General features: G+C 65.0%; 11 protein-coding genes and 1 pseudogene. 4 read left to right on the forward strand and 8 right to left on the reverse strand.

Going from position 1 to position 18,394, the window contains the following annotated elements:
- Positions 1-2: 2 nt before the first annotated feature.
- Together CI805_RS11100 and CI805_RS11105 are read right to left on the reverse strand one after the other, a co-directional pair.
- A pseudogene (locus CI805_RS11100) lies at positions 3-940 on the reverse strand (beta-N-acetylhexosaminidase); the annotation flags it as partial.
- On the reverse strand, positions 940-1,467 hold the full coding sequence (locus tag CI805_RS11105; protein WP_260923268.1) for a glycoside hydrolase family 20 zincin-like fold domain-containing protein: 528 nt from the start codon (positions 1,465-1,467) through the stop codon (positions 940-942). The gene CI805_RS11105 and the pseudogene CI805_RS11100, both read right to left, overlap by 1 nt.
- A gap of 198 nt (positions 1,468-1,665) precedes the next feature.
- Here CI805_RS11105 and CI805_RS11110 point away from each other — a divergent pair, with 198 nt between their 5' ends.
- Together CI805_RS11110 and galA are read left to right on the forward strand one after the other, a co-directional pair.
- Positions 1,666-2,403: a GntR family transcriptional regulator gene (locus CI805_RS11110; RefSeq protein WP_260923270.1), complete on the forward strand. Its 738-nt coding sequence runs from the start codon at positions 1,666-1,668 to the stop codon at positions 2,401-2,403.
- Complete coding sequence (gene galA, locus CI805_RS11115) at positions 2,403-5,315, forward strand: beta-galactosidase GalA (protein WP_260923272.1); 2,913 nt, start codon at positions 2,403-2,405, stop codon at positions 5,313-5,315. The genes CI805_RS11110 and galA overlap by 1 nt, the downstream gene beginning before the upstream one ends.
- Before the next feature lie 117 nt (positions 5,316-5,432).
- On the opposite strand, the gene nagE is transcribed toward galA, so the two are convergent.
- From nagE to CI805_RS11145, 6 genes are all read right to left on the reverse strand, one after another.
- Entirely contained in the window at positions 5,433-7,166 is a 1,734-nt protein-coding gene (gene nagE / locus CI805_RS11120; protein WP_260923274.1) for an N-acetylglucosamine-specific PTS transporter subunit IIBC, read from the reverse strand.
- On the reverse strand, positions 7,163-9,751 hold the full coding sequence (ptsP, locus tag CI805_RS11125; RefSeq protein WP_260923275.1) for a phosphoenolpyruvate--protein phosphotransferase: 2,589 nt from the start codon (positions 9,749-9,751) through the stop codon (positions 7,163-7,165). The genes nagE and ptsP overlap by 4 nt, the downstream gene beginning before the upstream one ends.
- 39 nt (positions 9,752-9,790) lie before the next feature.
- Positions 9,791-10,927 (reverse strand): N-acetylglucosamine-6-phosphate deacetylase, encoded by a 1,137-nt coding sequence (nagA, locus tag CI805_RS11130; protein ID WP_260923277.1) that lies wholly within the window; start codon positions 10,925-10,927, stop codon positions 9,791-9,793.
- A complete protein-coding gene (locus CI805_RS11135; protein ID WP_260923279.1) occupies positions 10,924-11,943 on the reverse strand; it encodes an SIS domain-containing protein in 1,020 nt (339 codons plus the stop codon). The genes nagA and CI805_RS11135 overlap by 4 nt, the downstream gene beginning before the upstream one ends.
- Before the next feature lie 171 nt (positions 11,944-12,114).
- Positions 12,115-12,465 carry a copper homeostasis protein CutC gene (locus CI805_RS11140; RefSeq protein ID WP_260923281.1) on the reverse strand — a complete coding sequence of 117 codons (351 nt, stop codon included), beginning with the start codon at positions 12,463-12,465 and terminating at the stop codon, positions 12,115-12,117.
- A gap of 11 nt (positions 12,466-12,476) precedes the next feature.
- Complete coding sequence (locus tag CI805_RS11145) at positions 12,477-12,842, reverse strand: copper homeostasis protein CutC (protein ID WP_260923282.1); 366 nt, start codon at positions 12,840-12,842, stop codon at positions 12,477-12,479.
- Between the two features lie 360 nt (positions 12,843-13,202).
- On the opposite strand from CI805_RS11145, the gene CI805_RS11150 reads away from it, so the two are divergent.
- The gene (locus CI805_RS11150) at positions 13,203-15,911 is read left to right on the forward strand and encodes a TonB-dependent receptor (RefSeq protein ID WP_260923283.1); all 2,709 of its coding nucleotides are present in this window, start codon (positions 13,203-13,205) and stop codon (positions 15,909-15,911) included.
- A gap of 128 nt (positions 15,912-16,039) precedes the next feature.
- A complete protein-coding gene (locus CI805_RS11155) occupies positions 16,040-18,385 on the forward strand; it encodes a GH92 family glycosyl hydrolase (protein WP_260923284.1) in 2,346 nt (781 codons plus the stop codon).
- The last annotated feature ends 9 nt before the right edge of the window (positions 18,386-18,394 follow it).

Below are 18,394 nucleotides of genomic sequence, written 5' to 3' on the forward strand. Positions count from 1 at the left end.
TGCCAGGGCGTGACGAGGTATTCGCTCCAGGCATTGGCCTGCACGCCCATCACATGTCCCGCCTTCGCCGGATCGATCCCTTGGGCATCGGGTCGTAGCGATAGACGCTCTCCAGCGTCTGGACGAAGCCGCGCCCGGCCGGACCATCGCCCAGCGTCGACTGGCGGTTGTCGAAATAGAGGTTGGGCGATGGCGAGAGCACCACGTCGTGCCCGGCGTTGGCAGCGTCGATCGCGCCCTGCTCGCCGCGCCAGCTCATCACCGAGGCAGACGGCGGCACCCCGCCTTCGAGTATCTCGTCCCAGCCGATCAGGCGACGGTCATGCTTTGCCAGATACTGGCCAAGCTGCTCGATCATCCAGCTCTGCATGGCATTCTCGGTCTTGATGCCGAGCGCGCGCATCTGCGCCTGCACGGCGGGCGAACGCTCCCACTGGTCCTTGACCGCCTCGTCACCGCCAAGGTGGATGAAGGTGGAAGGGAACACCGCCATCAGTTCGTCGAGCACGTTCTCGACGAACTCCATGCCCTCGGGGCCGGGATTGAACAGGTAGGGATTGATGCCCCAGTCATGCGAGACTTCCGTGGGCGATTGCAGGATGCCAAGCTCGGGATAGGCCGCGACCAGCGCCTGAGCATGCCCCGGCAGGTCGATCTCGGGCAGGATCGTGATGCCGCGATCCGCCGCATAGGCGACCAGCGCCTTTAATTGATCCTGCGTATAGAAGCCGCCCACGCGCGGACCTTCGCCATGCCCGCTGTCCGAACCATTGCGCCATGCACCTACTTCCGTGAGCTTCGGATAGCGCTTCACCTCGAAGCGCCAGCCCTGATCGTCGGTCAGATGCAGGTGCAGGACATTGAGCTTCACATCGACCATCTGGTCGACCACGGCATAGAGTGATTCGATCGGCTGAAAATGCCGCGCCGTATCGATCATCAGACCGCGCCAGCCAAAGCGCGGGCATCGTCGATGACGACCGAGGGTACCCGTGCAGGCGCTCCATCGCCGCTGCCCAGCAACTGATCGAGCGTCATCGCGCCATAGACCAGCCCCTGCGCACCCGAAGCCGCAATGGTCGCGCCCTGCGGCGTCACGGTCAGGCGATAGGCCTCCGCCCCCTTGATCGCGGGATCGCGCACGAAGCGGATCTTGCCGGTCGAATTTTCGGAGACAACGAAAGTCAGCCCGCGCTCGGATTTGGCGCGGTCGGCGAGCAGTTGCGCAGCGGTCTTTGCCTCATGATCGCCGCCGGGGACTTGCAGCACCGTGCCCGAGGTCAGCGTCAGCACACCCGATGCACGCTCGACCGAAGCCGGATAAGGCACCAGCGGCAGAACCTGCCCGGCAGCGGCAGGATTTGCGAAGGCCGTGCCACAACTCACTACCGACAGCGCCGCCCCGGCCAGAAGTGCCAGCCTGCGTGCGCCTTTACCGCCGAAACCGGCAATCGCCCCTTGTGTCATGTCCCGCCCGTCCCTGACCTGATTGGTTTCTGGCACAAGGTGTAACCAAAATATGTCCTTTGAGACAACAGGTATTACACAAGATCGGCAGCCCGTGCGAATAAACCGAAAGTCCGAGTGCGTGAAACGGTACGATTGCACCACCCGCATGACCAATGTAAGCCTTTGTTCCCGTTCAAGGGGTGCGAAAGAGGTAACATGGCATTTTCCGACCGTATCGGGTCGTTGCGCGCTGACAATGCGGCACCGCTCTACCTGCAGCTTCAGCAGCTGATCCGGGACGCCATCGCTGGCGCCGTGCTCCAGCAGGGTGAAGCGATCCCGCCCGAGCGCGACCTTGCTGCCGAGTACGAAGTCTCGCGCATCACGGTGCGCAAGGCGATCGGCGGGCTGGTCGAGGAAGGCATGCTGACGCGCCGGCGGGGGGCCGGTACGTTCGTGGCCTCGCGCGTGGAAAAGAGCTTCTCCAAGCTCACCTCTTTCAGCGAGGACATGGCCGCCCGCGGGCGCCTGGCCTCCAGCAGCTGGGTCTCGCGCAGCAGCGGTCCGGTCGGCCCGGACGAGGCCATGGCTCTGGGCCTTGCGCCCGGCAGCACTGTCTTGCGCTTCACGCGTATCCGCTATGCCGACGATGTGCCGCTGGCGCTCGAATACTCGACACTCGCCAGCTTCTGCCTCCCCAGCGTCGATGCGGTCGATGATTCGCTTTATGCCGCGCTCGACAAGGCCGGGCATCGCCCGGTGCGTGCCCTCCAGCGCCTGCGTGCCGTGCCCTTCGGCGGAGAGCAGGCGCGCCGCCTTGGCGTCGATACCGGCCACGCGGGGCTGCTCATCGAACGCCACGGATTCCTGCGCGATGGCCGCGCGGTCGAATTCACCCGCTCCTACTATCGCGGCGATTCGTATGATTTCGTCGCCGAACTGACGGACATGTGATGAAGCGGCGCTCGGTCCTTCTCGGCGGCGCCCAGCTTGGCGCCACGCTGGCCTTCGCAGGCGAACTGGTCTCCCCCACGCAGGCGGCGAAGACGGCACCTTTCGGTCCCGGCGAAGCAGACGGCCTGCCGATGCCGCCGCCCGAGCCCGGCGCCACGCCGCGCCTGCCCGAAAGCGACCCATCACGCACGCTGATGGAGCACGGCTGGCGCTTCCACGAAGGCGACGTGCCCTTCCCCGAACCGGCCGACCACAATGCCACGTACCTCTCGGTAAAGGCCGGAAACGCCACGGGCGCCGCCTCCTTCGCGTTCGACGATTCGGACTGGCAGGAAGTCACGCTTCCGCACGACTGGGCCAGTTTTCAGGACGTCACCGAAAGCGCCAACGTTTCCGAAGGCTATCGCCGGCGTGGAATCGGCTGGTATCGTCGCCTGCTGAAGCTCGATCCTTCGCAAAAGGGCCGCAAACTCGAACTCCATTTCGACGCGATCGCCACGCACGCGACCATCTGGGTCAACGGCAGCGAAGTCGCGCATTCGTGGTCGGGCTATACCGGCACCATCGTCGATCTGACGCCGTTCGCGCGTTATGGCGACGATCTCAACTGGATCGCCGTCCGCGTGGACGCCACCGCCCGCGAAGGCTGGTGGTACGAGGGCGCAGGGCTGTATCGCCACGTCTGGCTGGTAAGCCGCGCGCCGGTTTCGATCGCGACGGACGGTGTCCATTGCCACCCGGTGCAGCAGGACGGCGCATGGACAGTGCCTGTCAGCGTGACGCTGGAGAACATCGAGACCGCCTCTGCCGACGTCTCCGTCCACGCGCGCCTGCTCGATCCCGAGGGCAAGCCCGTCACCGATGGCAGCGCGTCGGCCAGCGTTCCGGTTCTGGAAAGCACGCAGGCCACCCTGAACCTCACCCCCGGTGCGGTGCGCCTGTGGTCGCCCGATGAGCCGGTGCTCTACACCGTGGAGGTCGATCTCCAGCGGGACGGCAAGGTCGTGGACAGCCGCCGCATCGCGGTAGGCTTCCGCACCCAGCGCTTCGACGCGAACGAAGGCTTCCTGCTCAACGGCACGCCGGTAAAGCTGAAAGGCGTGTGCCTGCATCAGGACCATGCAGGCGTCGGCGTCGCCGTGCCCGATGCGCTGATGTACTGGCGGCTCCAGCGCCTCAAGGCCATGGGCTGCAATGCCATCCGCATGTCGCACAATGCCGCCGCAGCAGAACTGCTCGACTGGTGCGACCGGCTCGGCTTCCTTGTGATGGCGGAAAACCGGCTGTTCGATCCCGCGCCCGATTACATAGCGCAGCTCAAATGGATGGTGCGGCGCGATCGCAACCACCCCTCGATCATCCTATGGTCGGTGTTCAACGAAGAACCGATGCAAGGCACCCATGCCGGTGTCGAGATGGTGCGCCGGATGCGCGCTGCCGTGCGCAAGCTGGATACCGAGCGCCCCGTCACCGGCGCGATGAACGGCTCGTTCTACAATCCCGAGAATGTCGGCGGCGTGCTCGATGTCATGGGGTTCAACTACTATCAGGCGGACTACGACAAGGTCCACGCGATGTACCCGGAGCGGCTGCTGACCAGTTCCGAGGACACCAGCGCCTACGAGACGCGCGGCGCCTTCGCCAGCGTGCCGCAGGCGCATGTCGTCACCTCGCTGGACAAGGAAGCTGCCTCGTGGGGTGCCACGCACCGCGAGACGTGGCGCGAAATCGCCTCGCGCCCGTTCATTGCGGGCGGCTTTGCGTGGACCGGGTTCGACTATCACGGCGAGCCTACCCCTTACGCATGGCCCACGGTCAGCAGCTTCTTCGGCATTCTGGACCTGTGCGGCTTTCCCAAGACCGCGTTCGGCATCCGCTCTGCCCACTGGCGCGAGGATGCTCCGATGGTCTGGCTGGCGCCGCACTGGACCTGGCCGGGCCACGAAGGCAAGCTGCTGGAAGTCTTCGTGATCTCGAATGCCGAGGCGCTAAAACTGCGCCTCAACGGCAAGGTGATCGAAACCGTCGCCAAAGCCGACCGGATCATGGGCCACACCTTCAAGGTGCCTTATGAACCCGGCCGGATCGAGGCGATGGCGCTGAATGACGGCAAGGTCGTCGCCCGCGCGGTACACGAAACCGTCGGCCCGGCGGTGGCGCTGCGCCTCACCCCTTCACGCACCGCCCTTGCCAGCGATGGCGAGGACGTGACGATGGTAACGGTCGATGCCGTTGACGCCAGAGGCCGCCATGTGCCCACGGTCAATGCGATGGCCCAGTTCACCGTATCGGGCGGCAACGTGATCGGTGTGGGCAACGGCGATCCGAACTGTCACGAAAGCGGCAAGGGTCTGAAGCGCTCGCTGTTCAACGGTCTTGCGCAAGTTATCGTGCAGGGCGGTGCCAGCGCCCAGCGCCTCGTCGTGACGGCCAAAGCGGATGGTCTCAAGCCCGCCCGCCTTCAGGTCGCGCGCGAGGCCCGCTCCGTGCGGGATCAGGTGCCCGCAATCCCTTCGCAGATGATGCTGGCCGACTGGCGCCGCTCTGCGCTGTTCGCGCAGCGTCCCGATCCTTCGATCGCGCCTGCCGATGGCGACAACAACTCGTGGGATTTCGTCCACGCAGGCACGCCCGCCCCCAAGGGCACGGCAGGCTGGCGCGGCTACCGCACCGCGTTCACGCCATGGCGCAAGATCGGCGCGCAAGGCGGCACCCTGCACTTTGCCTCGATCACCGGCCGTGCCGAAGTCTGGCTCGACGGCCAGAAGATCGCCACCAAGGCCCAAAGCGCTGCGGGACCGCTCGATGCGCCGGTTCCGGCGGGCAAGGACACGCGCAAGCTGCTAGTGCTGGTACAGGCCGAGGCCGATACGCCATCGGGCCTCACCGGCCCCGTTTCCCTGACGGCATAACGAGAAAAGCCCCGATGAGACCAGACTCATCGGGGCTTTTTCATGCCTTGGATATACGAAGGGCGGGCCAGCCGGGGAGGCGCCCGCCCTTCTTCAGATCGCCTGAGCCGGGAGAGTTCAGGCGCTGAAACGGTTCATGTCGGCGGGATCGAGCACAAGGTGCAGCCAATCGTTCGACGGTCTGGCGATGCTGCGCACGCCCAGCGCCGAAAGGTCGCCCTGCACGCGCTCAACATTGGCCACACCCACGCGCAGCCGGTTGCCATGGCGCGTGGCCGAGCGAACATTCGAGGCACCACCCAGCGCTGCCAGCAGATCGTCGGGCAGGCTCACTTCGGAGGTAACCGCTGCGGATGCGGGCGCTGCGACTTCGGCGGACACCACGACCATCGGGCGCCCCATGGCCTCGCGGATCTCCACCGAGACGATGTCGGCCACCGGACCCAGGATCACCTGCAATGCCTTGTCGGAAGGACGGACCAGTCCGCGTGCGCCCAGCGCCTTGAGACGGGCATCGTCAACTGCGGACTGGCTGGCGACGATCAGACGCAGGCGCGTGGTGCAGGCCGAAACGCTTTCAAGGTTCGCCGCGCCGCCAAGGGCCGCAAGATAGGCCGCACCGCGCTGCGAAGGGTCGGAACTGTCGGCGATCTCTTCACCCACCGGATCGTCCTCGCGGCCAGGCGTCTTGAGGTCGAGCTTGCGGATCGCGAAGCTGAAGACGCCGTAATAGACCACGAAATAGACCAGACCGACCGGCAGCAACATCAGCGGGCGCGTCGCCTTGCCGAAGTTCAGCACATAGTCGAACAGCCCTGCCGAGAAGCTGAAGCCCAGATGCACGCCGAGCGCGGGCATCAGCCACATCGAGATACCCGTCAGCACCGCATGGATCGCGTAAAGCAGCGGCGCCAGGAACATGAAGGTGAACTCGATCGGCTCGGTCACGCCAGTCAGCATCGAGGTGAGCGCAAGGCTGAGCAGCATGCCGCCCACCGCCTTGCGGCGCTCAGGCTTGGCAGTGCGATACATCGCAAAGCATGCCGCAGGCAGGCCGAACATCATCACCGGGAACATGCCGGTCATGAAGCCCCCGGCAGTGGGATCGCCTGCAAAGAAGCGGCGGATATCACCGTGCGCGCCGTGATAGTCGCCCAGCACGAACCAGAACAGATTGTTGAAGACGTGGTGCAGGCCGGTGACAAGCAGCAGGCGGTTCACCACACCGAACACGAAGAACCCGGCACCGCCCAGATCGGCAATACCCAGGCTGAGCGAGTTCACGCCGTCGGAGATCGGCGCAAAGGCAAAGCCGACGAGCGCCGCCAGCACCAGTCCCGCCACGCCCGAGACGATCGGCACGAAGCGCCTTCCACCGAAGAACGCCAGATATTCCGGCAGCTTGAACGCGGAAAAGCGGTTGTAGAACTTGCCGCCGACAAGCCCGGAAATGATCCCCATGGGCACGTCCAGCTTGGCAATCCCCTGCGCCTTGGCCGCCGCGATCATCGCCGCCAGCGTATCGCCGGTGAGCGTCGGATCTATCCCTGCGGGCACCGGCATCAGGATCTTGGCGCCCTCGGTCGAAACGAGAAAGCAGACGATCCCGGCAAGACACGCCGCGCCGTTGCCGTCCTTGGCATAGCCGGTGGCGACACCGATCGCGAACAGCAGGCCAAGGTGCGAGAACAGCGCATCGCCCGCCGCGCTCAACAGCGCGATATTCAGCAGGTCGGGCTGACCGAGCCGCAGCAGGAGGCCCGCCACAGGAAGAACTGCGATAGGCAGCATGAGCGCGCGGCCAAGCGGCTGCAACGTCTCGACGATGGCACGGAAATTGGGCTTGCTCATGCCTCGTTCTCCCCCTGGAAAGCAGCGACAAGGTTGCGCACTTCGGCAGCCGAACTGCATTCAAGCGCGCGCTGCGCCAGCGCACGGCAGGCGTCGAGATCGAGCGTGCCGACCAGCGCCTTGATATCGGTGACGAGAGCAGCACTCGCCGAAAGCTCGGTAACGCCAAGACCCAGCAGCAGCGGGACGGCCACCGGATCGGACGCGAGCGAGCCGCAAACGCCGGTCCAGCGCCCATGCTTCGCCCCGCCCACGCAAGTCTGCGCGATCATGCGCAATACGGCGGGATGGAGCCCATCGAGCGAGGCGGCGACAGCGGCATTCCCGCGATCCATCGCCAGCGCATATTGCGTCAGGTCATTGGTGCCGATCGACAGGAAATCCGCCTCGCGCGCCAGAATGTCGGCGGAAACCGCAGCGGCGGGTGTCTCGACCATGATGCCCAGTTCCACACGCTCGGTCAGGCCCAGACGCGCGCTCACCCGGTCGAGAACCTCGCGCACGGCGCGCAGTTCGGACAGGCTGGCGATCATCGGGATCATGATCTTGCAGCGACCGACCGGCAGGACGCGGGCAATCGCCTCGACCTGTGCCTCCAGCATATCGGGATAGGCAAAGCCCACGCGAATGCCGCGAAGGCCCAGCGCCGGGTTCTCCTCGCCGGTGATCGGCAGATAGGACGCAGGCTTGTCACCGCCGATATCGAGCAGGCGCACGATCAGCGGTCGGCCCTCCAGCGCATCGGCAATCGCCTGATAGCTGGCGGTCTGCTCCTCGACATCAGGCGCTGCCGGACGGTCGAGGAACAGGAACTCGCTGCGCAGCAATCCGCAGCCTTCGGCGCCGTTGGCAACTGCCAGTTCGGCGTCTTCACGCGATCCGGTATTGGCGAACACCTCGATCCGGGTGCCGTCCTTCGTCGTGCAGGGCGCGGTGGCCTCGCGCGCGGCAGCGCGGCGGGCAGCCAACACGGCAAGACGATCGCGCACGGCAGCGATACGGGCGGCATCGGGACGTGCCTCGAACGCTGCCGAGGCCGCATCGACAACGACTTCGGAGCCCTCGTCCAGCGTCCTGAGCACCGGCCCCATCGCCACGACCATCGGCACACCCATGCCGCCTGCCAGAATGGCGACGTGCGAGGTCGGGCCACCATGAACCAGCGCAATACCGGCAAGGCGTGCGGTATCGAGCGACATCAGTTGCGAGGGCAGCAGGTCTTCGGCGACGAGCACGGCGCCTTCGGGAAGATCCATCGCGCGCTCCTCGATTCCCGCCAGTTCGGCCAGAACCCGGCGTTCGAGATCGCGCATATCGTCGGCGCGCTCGGCGAGGCGAGCATCGCCCGACTTCGCCAGCGCTTCCGCCTGCGGGCCAACGGCGGCCTTCCAGCCTGCCCCGGCGCTGGCGCCCTGCCCGATGGCCTCATGCGCGGCGAGGCGCAGATCCTCGTCCTCGAGCATCGCGGCATGCGCCGCCAGAATGCTGGCCGCGCGCGGATCGGCATGGGCGCTTTCGCCTGCGATCACGGCGGCAAGGCGCGACAGAGCACCGTCGAGCGCGGCACGCTCTGCCGCCACATCGCCGGAGCTTTCGGCAACCGGAATATCGGCCAGCCGGTGATGGACCACACGGCCCACCGCGATGCCCGGCGCCGCGCTGACGCCGCGCAGCACGCCATCGTCCGGCAAGGTCGTGACCGCCGCAACCTTGGGCGCAGCCTCAGCGACGGGCGCGACCAGCGCAGGCGGCGTCTCGCCCGGATTGGCGAGTTCGCCCATGCCGCTGGCGATCAGTTCCTCCAGCGCATCGAGCGCGGCAAGGGCCTGAGGACCGCGTGCATGAAGCGTGATCTCGTCCCACAGCCGCACGCCCAGCGCCAGCATCGCGACAGGACTGCGCAGGCTGGCGGCCTTGTTGCCCTTCTCCATGCGGACCACGGCATCGAACTGGCCTGCGGTCTGGCGCAGGCGCGCCGCAGGTCGCGCGTGGATACCGTGTCGCAGCGGCACGGTGACACGGCGGTCGATGTCCTCGCCCTCGATGTCCACCGCAGGCGCAGCGACCGGAGCACCGGCGGCATACAGCGTCATGATCGCATCGCCGACCGCGACCGGCCCGGCAGCGCGCAGATCCCGCGCCGTAAAGCTCTCGCTTTCCAGCAGAAGCACCGGCGTCATCGCGCTGATAGCGCTGCACACCACGGCATCGAGGTCGAACCGCACCAGCGGATCGCCTGCGCGCACCACCTGTCCTGCCTTGACGAGAGGCTCGAAGCCCCTGCCACCCATGGCGACGGTATCGATGCCAAGGTGCATCAGCAGTTCGGCGCCTTCCGGCAGGCGCAGCGTTACCGCATGTCCTGTCGTGGCGACCGAGGCGATCTCGCCGTCGCACGGCGCGTGCAACGTGTCGCCGGTCGGATCGATGGCGACGCCATCACCCAGCGCGCGACCGGCGAAGACCGGATCGGGAAGCTCGTCCAGCGGGCCGAGCCAGCCTGCAAGCGGAGAGACGATACGGATCGGCTGGCCTCCGGCCCCGTCCGTTGCGTGTTGTGTGGTCGGGGCGGTGGAGGCGGGCATGATCGTTGCAGGTCTCCGAAAAGGAAAAAGGTGTAAGGATCAGGCCGCGCGGCGACCGGCGATCCAGGTGCCGCGCGGATAGCCTTGCGCGTCAAGCCAGGCGAAATCGGCGGCGAAACCGGGTGCGATAGTCCCGCGCTGATCCGCCATGCCCAGGAACGCCGCCGGATAGGCAGACGCCATGGCCAGGGCTTCTTCAAGCGGCAGGCCAACCATCGAGACAGTGTTGCGTACAGCGGCCGCCATGTCGAGCGAAGCGCCCGCAAGCGTGCCCTTGTCATCGACGCAGCGCCCATCTTCGACGAAAATCTCGCGACCGTCGAGGATGAAGCTGGGCTCGTCGGAGCCGACGCAGGGCATGGCATCCGTCACCAGCACAAAGCGCTCGTGCGGACGCGAGGCCAGAGCCACGCGCAGTGCCGCCGGATGGACGTGATAGCCATCGACGATCACGCCGATCCACGCCTCACGGTTTTCCAGCGAGGCGCCAACCATGCCCGGCTCGCGATGATGCAGTCCGGACATCGCATTATAGAGATGCGTGACGCCTGTCGCGCCAAGCTCGAACGCGCGGCGAGCGGTCTCGTAATCGGCATCGGAATGTCCGATGGCGAGGATTACCCCCGCTTCCTTGAGCGCGCGCGCCTGCTCGTCATTGAGGTACTCGGGCGCCATGGTGAACAGCACCCGGCCCTTGCGCGGCCGGGTCAGCAGTTCGAGCATCTCGTCGTCGAGCGGCTGGAGCCGTTCCTCGGCGTGAATGCCCTTGCGCACCTTGTTCAGAACCGGGCCTTCGACATGAATGCCAAGGCAACCCGGAACCCCGGCCTCGATCGCGGCGTCCACGGCATCGAGGCCCGCAGAAATCATCTCGGGCGACCCGCTGATCAGCGTTGGCAGGATACCGGTGGCGCCGAAACGCGCGTGTGCGGCGCAGATCGCCGCGACACCTTCGACTGTGGGATCGGTGTTGAAGAGCACGCCGCCGCCGCCGTTGACCTGTACGTCGATCAGCCCCGGAACCAGCATGCCGCCGTCCAGATCGACGACCTCGCCGCCCTTGCCCGCTTCGTCGATCGCGACGATGCGGCCATCCTCGCCAAAGGCGATCGAGGCGCCTTCGCGCCATTCGCCCTCGACCAGCACGCGGCCATTCTGGAAATCGATCCGGCTCATCGTGTTTCGGTCACCTTGCGCAGGTGCGCGGGCGCATCGGGGTCGAACCCGCGCGCCAGCGACAGCGCATTCGCTTCCGGATAGAACGCCTGGATCATCAGCAGCGGCTCCAGCGCCGGATGTCCGGCAAGCTGGGCGACACTGCCGCCGGGAATGTTTTCAAGAGCATCGAGACGGCGCACGGCGGCATCCCGGCGCTCGAACTCGTCAGCAGCTTCGCGCACGCTCGGACCGCCCGCATCGCTTCCGGCGAAAGCGAGGATCGGGAAACCGGCGTTGACGATCGCCATCGGGCCATGGCGCACTTCGGCAGCGCTGAAGCCCTCGGCGTGAAGACCGCAGGTCTCCTTGAGCTTGAGCGCGGCTTCCTGCGCCACCGCAAAACCGTAACCGCGACCGATGATGAACAGGTTGTTCGCGTCTTTCAGAAGGTCGACAAGACCGAACGGCACCAGCGAGCGCACGGCGGCCAGACCATCGGGCAGTCCGTTCAGCGCCGTCAGCATCGCCTCATCCTCGGACCAGTGCGCGACGATCGCGGCAAGGCCTGCAAGGGCAGCGATATAGGACTTGGTGGCCGCGACGGACTTCTCGGGACCAGCCTTGAGCGGGACGAACACGTCCGCCATTGCCGCCAGCGGAGAGGTCTCGTCATTCACCAGCGCGACAATGCGCGCACCGGCAGCCTTGTAGGCTTCCACCGTCGCGAGCAGGTCGGGGCTGCGGCCGCTTTGCGAGATCGCGATCATCAGCGCTCCACCCGGCACGACCGGCGCTTCATACACCGACGCCACCGAAGGCGCTGCCGATGCCACGGGAATCCCTAGCTTCGTCTCAATCATGTACTTGCCGTAGGTCGCGGCATGATCGGACGAGCCGCGTGCGCACGTCACCACCAGCGACGGAGGAGTCTCGCGCAGCGTACGACCAAGCTCGGCCAGAACACCGGCGTTCGCCGCGAGCAGCCTGCCGACTGCTTCGGGTGCCTCAGCTGCTTCTGCCGCCATCAGAGTCATCGATATCGTCTCCATCGCTCGCCCCGCGCCGCCGAACACCATATTCGAGCGGCAGGCGCCCAACCGGTCCGGCCGGGCTCTGGCGATCCTTGCATTGGTCTTGAAAGCCCCCTGCGTCGCAAGAGACATAAGTTATATATTGGTATTGCTCAAGACCTGATTAATACCAATTCACGCGATTGCAGAGATGTAAGCGCGCACCCGCGCGACATCGGTTGCGCGCGGATTTCCCAGAGCAAAGCCCAGTTCGGTCAGCTTCGGCTCGACATCACCGGCGACATCACTTCGGCAGGACGCATGAAATTCCCGGACTCCCACCGCCTGCAGCGCCGGGACCGATTCGGGCACAAGACCGCCTCCTGCCAGGATGCCCACAGCCGCTCCCGCGCGGTCCACCAGCCTGGCAAACGCAGGAACCGCATCACCCGCCCGAACCTTCCCGCCAGACGTCAGGATACGATCAAAACCGAGTGCAACAGCAGCATCAATCGCAGAAACCTGGTCATCGAGCAGGTCGAACACACGATGCAGCGTCAGACTGATGGCACTCCCCGTGCATCCGCACCCCGCCGGGCCAGATCGCCCCATGACCGCAGGACGGCAAGATCCAGCGCAGAACGATCTCCCGCGCCGATCACAATCCCGGCAGCCCCCGCCGCAACGATATCGACAATATCGGCCGCGATCAGCGCCTTCTCCGCCTCGCTGTACACGAAGTCGCCCCCGCGCGGACGGATGAGCACATGAACCGGCAGAGGTCCTGCGACAGCAGCCCGCACCATTGCCAAGGACGGCGTGACACCACCGACTTCCAGCGCAGCGCAAAGCTCCACGCGCGCCGCGCCTCCATCATGCGCAGCGCGGACTCCCGCAAGACCATCAACACAAACTTCGAGCATGCCACCCCCATGCGATTCGATTCGCCCAAGTCTATTTTGGACATATTTTGGTTCTCAAATCCAACCAAGAGCGAAACTTTCAGACCCTCGGCACCGCTCCCGAGGGGGGTGAATTTCAGCAAAGTCCCTCCTCGCAATGGCGCTATCGAGCTGTTTCTAATTCAATTTTCCTTAAAGACACACTCCCGCAAAGAACGTCACCGCGCATGCAAATTTTGGTAGACAAGAGGTGTCATTGAGGTGACATATGGTCCTGTCGCTGGACCTTGATTGGTTTCATACCAAGTCTTGAGAACAGAAAGCGGCACTCAGGGTTAAACGATCGCGGCTGCAAGGACGGCCGCGCACGGGGGTTACATCATGGCATTTGCACGCGCCGCGCTTCTTGCTTCCACAGCCGTCTTCGTTCTCTCCACCCCAGCCATGGCGCAGGACGCCACCGGTTCGGACCAGTCCGACAGCACCGCCGCCAACGCCGACGTCAATCCGGCGAACAGCATCGTCGTCACCGGCATCCGCGCCTCGCTGCAGAACGCAATCAACGTGAAGCGCAACGCGAATGCCGTCGTTGACGTCATCACCGCCGAAGGCATCGGCAAGTTCCCCGACCGCAACGTCGCCGAATCGCTGGCCCACATTCCTGGCGTCAGCGTCGACCACCAGTTCGGCATCGGCGAGCGCGTCTCGATCCAGGGCACCGACCCTGCCCTCAACCGCATCCTCGTCGACGGTCACTCGATCGCCTCGGCCGACTGGGGCGGCAACACCGGTGACGTGACCGGCCGTACTTTCAACTATTCGCTGCTCGCCCCCGAAATCGTCTCGCAGGTCGAAGTCTACAAGTCGCCCGAGCCGTGGATCGACGAAGGCTCGCTGGGCGGCACCGTGATCGTGCGTACCCGCATGCCGCTGGACCTGAAGGCCAACACGCTGAACGGCTCGGTCGGCTACAACTACAACGACCGCTCGAAGCAGGGCAATCCGCGCGGCTCGCTGATGTACAGCTGGAAGAACGATGCCGGCACCTTTGGCATCCTCGTTGCTGGAACCTACGATGAAGATTCGCTGGCCCGCGCAGGTATCGAATACTTCGGCTACTCGACCGGTGCTGACTTCCTGACGACCGACTCAGACGGCAATACCGTCCTCAAGAACCCGAACGCGACGATCACCGGCGGTTCGCTGAGCGACCTTGCGAACGCCCGTTACCCGGTCGGCATCAACCATGCTTACTTCAAGCAGACCCGCAAGCGCATCGGCGGCCAGTTCGCCATGCAGTGGGCCCCCAGCAGCGACTTCGAAGTCGCGCTGACGGGCATGCACATCCAGGGCACCTACAACAACTACAGCCAGTCGGAATTCATCTACCCGAACTGGGCCAGCAGCAACCTGACCTCGGCGACCATTTCGAACGGCCTGATCACCTCGGCCTCGTTCGCCGACGGCACGTCGACCCAGGCCGAGCTGGACATGAACTACCGCAAGACCAAGGTCACCAACGACAGCTACAATCTGGCGACCACCTGGCACGCCAGCGACAGCTTCACGCTGACCGCCAACGGCGGCTGGACGAAGGCCACTGGCGGCACCAACCCCGAATACGACCTGACGATGTATTCGAACGGTGGCTACAGCTTCGACTACACCGGCACCTCGACCAGCGTCACGTATAACACCGCCCCCTCGGATGCGAGCACCTTTGGCCGCACGTCGTCTTCCGAGATCACGCTGCCCGACGGCACGACGATCAACGGCTACCAGATCGGTGGTATCGCCAGGTCGCAGCAGAAGGACGAGGAATTCTACGGCCAGTTGGACGGCAAGTGGGATGTCGATGACTCGTTCTTCAAGGACGTGCGCATGGGCGTGAAGGCCTCGACGCACGAGAACGGCACCACCGTCTACGGCTCGAAGGTCTATTACGACACACCGGTTTCGCTCTCGGATTTCGAAACCAACGCAACGCCGTCGGGCCTGTTCTCGGGCCTGAATGACAGCGGCAACGCGAACTCCTTCCAGACGCTGACCGCACAGGGCGTGATCGACGCGCTGAACGACGGCATCTACGTCGACAGCGGCCTCGACAAGAGCTCGACCTTCCGCGTGCGTGAGAAGACCGCAGACGCCTACGTCCAGCTCGACTTCGAGACGGGTCCGATCCGCGGTAACGTCGGCTATCGTGCCGTCTACACGCAAGACATCTCGCACTATTATTCGACCACCGATGGCGGCACCACCTACACGCCAACTGTGGCCAAGAGGGACTACCTGAAGGGCCTGCCCAGCATCAACGTAAGCTGGGACATGTCGGACACGTTCAAGCTGCGCGGCTCGATTGCCGAAGTGATTGCCCGTCCGCGCTACGCCCAGCTTGCAGGTGCCTTCAGCCGCGATGATACCACGCTGACCGCCAGCTCGGGCAATCCCGATCTGAAGCCCTACCAGTCGACCAACTACGAGCTGTCGGCTGAATGGTACTTCCGTCCGGGCGCCCTGCTTTCGGTCGAATATTTCCGCCGCGAAATCTCGTCGTATGTCGTAACCAAGACCGTTACCGAGCAGCTGACTCCGACCGGTTCTGACAGCCCTGTCGACTATCAGGTCAGCGAGCCGGTCAACGCCTCGAACGCCACCGTGAACGGCGTGTCGCTGGCCTTCCAGATGCCGATCTGGAACGGCTTCGGCATCCTGACCAACTACACCTATGCCGATGCCAGCGCGGGTAAGGATGCGGATGGCAACGTCCTCAACCTGCCCTACCTTTCGCGCCACACGATCAACGTGATCCCGTACTACGAGAAGGGCGCATTCCAGGCTCGTGTCAGCTGGAACTACCGCACCCACTACTTCACCGGTGTCGGCCGCCTGAACTCGAACGACTCGACGGCGGGCTACCACCAGCTCGACGCCTCGGTTTCGTACAAGATCAGCCCGAACTTCACGATCCAGGCCAACGCGCAGAACCTGCTCGACTCCACCTACTACTCGTACAGCGGCACCAAGTCGGCGCCGACCGCCTTCTACAAGAACGGTCGCACCTTCGCCGCCACGGCGCAGTTCAGCTTCTGATCCCAGCTTCGGCGCACATGGTTCTTCTTCCCTCCCCATGTGCGCCGTCCCTGCCGCCTGCCGGATCCCCCGATCCGGCAGGCGGTTTGTTTTTGCATTTCCCTCCCCTTTCGACGCAGGATGATGGCATGACCAACCTCGCCCGCCGTGCCCTGATGACCGGCACCTGTCGCCTCGCCCTTTTCGCCTCGGCCGCTCTGGCCCCTCTTCCCGCCCTGGCGCGAAAGAGTGCCTCGTCTGGCGAGGCAAAGAGCCATGGCAAGGAGATCGACCTGTTCATCGGCACCGGTGGCGACGGGCACACCTTCCCCGGCGCCTCGATGCCGTTCGGCATGGTGCAGTTGAGCCCGGACACCGATACCGCGCGCTGGGACACCTGCTCGGGCTATCACCACGGCGATGCCTCGATCATGGGCTTCTCGCACACGCACCTGTCGGGCACCGGCATCGGCGACATGCTCGACGTGCTGGTCCAGCCATGCCGTGGCGATGTGCGCCTCGAACCCGGCCCGCTCGACAAGCCCGATCAGGGCTATCGTCTGCGCTACACGCAGGAGCAGGCAGAGCCCGGCTACTATGCGGTCGCGCTCGAAAACGGCGTGCGCAGCGAACTGACCGTCACCGAGCGCACCGGCATCCAGCGCCACACCTTCCCCGAAGGGATCGGCCATCTGCTGATCGACCTTGCGCATCTGGTGCAGGATTCGTCCGATCATCCGCCGCTGATCGACCAGGCACAGCTCACGCTTGAACAGGACGGCACGCTCACGGGCACCCGCCGCGTGTTCCGCTGGGCCAAGGGACGCCGCATCTATTTCGCGATGCAGTTCTCCCGCAAGCCGACCCGGATCGACTTCTACGGCGACGACAACGCCCCTGCCAAGGCGGGCAGCGAGACCGTTTCGGGCAAGCGCCTGAAGGCCGTCGTGTGGTTTGGCGATGCGGGCAACGAGCCGGTCGTGATCCGTACCGGCATTTCGGCTGTCGATATCGCGGGCGCCAAGGCGAACCTTGCCGCCGAAGCCCCGCACTTCGATTTCGACAAGTACCGCCTGATGGCTTCGCGCGCCTGGGCAGCGGAACTGACCCGGATCGAGCTGAAGGGCGGCACCGATGCGCAGCGCCGCATCATGACAACCGCGCTCTATCACACAGCGATAGGGCCGACGCTGTTCTCCGACGTGGACGGGCGTTATGTCGGGCTGGATCGCCAGATCCACCAGCTGGGCTACGACCAGACCTCGTACAGCGCCTATTCGCTGTGGGATACCTATCGCGCGTTCCATCCGTTGCAGACGATCATGCGCCCCGGCCTCGTGCGGCACATGGTGGCAGACCTGATCCGGCAAACGCAGCAGAGCCCTTATGGCCCGCCGGTCTGGCCGCTGCAGGGTGTCGAGACCGGCTGCATGATCGGCTGGCACGCCGTTCCGGTTCTGGCCGAAGCGCAGGCCAAGGGCATCATCGGCGACTATGCCGCCGCATGGCCAGGCATTCGCCGTCGCGCGCTAGACTTCAATATGCCCACGATGGACAACTCGCTCGGCATCCCGCGCTACGACCGCCTCGGTTATATCCCGGCAGACGAAGTGTTCGAAAGTGTCAGCCGCACGCTGGAATACAGCTACGACGACTATGCCGCCGCGAAGATCGCCAAGGCCACCGGCTTCACGGCAGATGCGGACTATCTCGCGCGACGTTCGGGCAACTGGAAGAACGTGTTCGATACCTCGCGCGGGTTCGCGGTGCCGCGCTTTGCCGATGGTTCGTTCTGGAAGGACTACGATCCGGTCCAGCTTGGCCACGCGCCCGAAAAATGGCGCGACTATACCGAGAGCAACGGCTGGCAGGCGACGTTCCTGAACCAGCACGACGTTCCCGGTCTCGTTTCGGCAATGGGTGGCGACAAGGCGTTCGAGAAGAAGCTCGATGCGCTGTTCAACGCGCCTTCGACGCTGCCCAAGAACGCGCCGCCAGACATCTCGGGCCTTGTCGGCCAGTACGCGCACGGCAACGAACCTTCGCACCACGTCGCCTACCTCTACGCCTGGTGCGGCGCGCACTGGAAGACGCAGGCCATGGTCCGCCGTCTGCTGACCACCATGTACAAGGCTGACCCGGACGGCGTGATCGGCAACGACGACTGTGGGCAGATGAGCGCGTGGTTCGTGCTGTCGGCGCTCGGCTTCTATGCCGTCGATCCGGTCAGCGCCAACTACATCCTCGGCAGCCCGTTGTTCGACGAGTCCAAGCTGTTCCTCGACAACGGCAAGACGCTGATCATCGAGGCCCGCAACAACGCGCCGGACCGCCCCTATTACGGCAAGGTCGAGTGGAACGGCCAGCCGATGACGAAGTGCTGGATCAGCCACGAAGAGCTGATGAAGGGTGGCCGCCTGACCTTTCATATGCAGGCGACGCCCGACAAGAGCTTCGCCACCGCCGCTGCCGACCGGCCGCCCGTCAACGCGTGACCTTGCGCG

The sequence above is a fragment of the Novosphingobium sp. 9 genome, assembly GCF_025340265.1.
Classification (GTDB): Bacteria; Pseudomonadota; Alphaproteobacteria; order Sphingomonadales; family Sphingomonadaceae; genus Novosphingobium.

Excerpts from the sequence above, each read along its gene's own strand:
- CI805_RS11105 (WP_260923268.1), bottom strand. The coding sequence starts at position 1,467 with ATGACACAAGGGGCGATTGCCGGTTTCGGCGGTAAAGGCGCACGCAGG.
- CI805_RS11110 (WP_260923270.1), top strand. The coding sequence starts at position 1,666 with ATGGCATTTTCCGACCGTATCGGGTCGTTGCGCGCTGACAATGCGGCA.
- galA (WP_260923272.1), top strand. The coding sequence starts at position 2,403 with ATGAAGCGGCGCTCGGTCCTTCTCGGCGGCGCCCAGCTTGGCGCCACG.
- nagE (WP_260923274.1), bottom strand. The coding sequence starts at position 7,166 with ATGAGCAAGCCCAATTTCCGTGCCATCGTCGAGACGTTGCAGCCGCTT.
- ptsP (WP_260923275.1), bottom strand. The coding sequence starts at position 9,751 with ATGCCCGCCTCCACCGCCCCGACCACACAACACGCAACGGACGGGGCC.
- nagA (WP_260923277.1), bottom strand. The coding sequence starts at position 10,927 with ATGAGCCGGATCGATTTCCAGAATGGCCGCGTGCTGGTCGAGGGCGAA.
- CI805_RS11135 (WP_260923279.1), bottom strand. The coding sequence starts at position 11,943 with ATGACTCTGATGGCGGCAGAAGCAGCTGAGGCACCCGAAGCAGTCGGC.
- CI805_RS11145 (WP_260923282.1), bottom strand. The coding sequence starts at position 12,842 with ATGCTCGAAGTTTGTGTTGATGGTCTTGCGGGAGTCCGCGCTGCGCAT.
- CI805_RS11150 (WP_260923283.1), top strand. The coding sequence starts at position 13,203 with ATGGCATTTGCACGCGCCGCGCTTCTTGCTTCCACAGCCGTCTTCGTT.
- CI805_RS11155 (WP_260923284.1), top strand. The coding sequence starts at position 16,040 with ATGACCAACCTCGCCCGCCGTGCCCTGATGACCGGCACCTGTCGCCTC.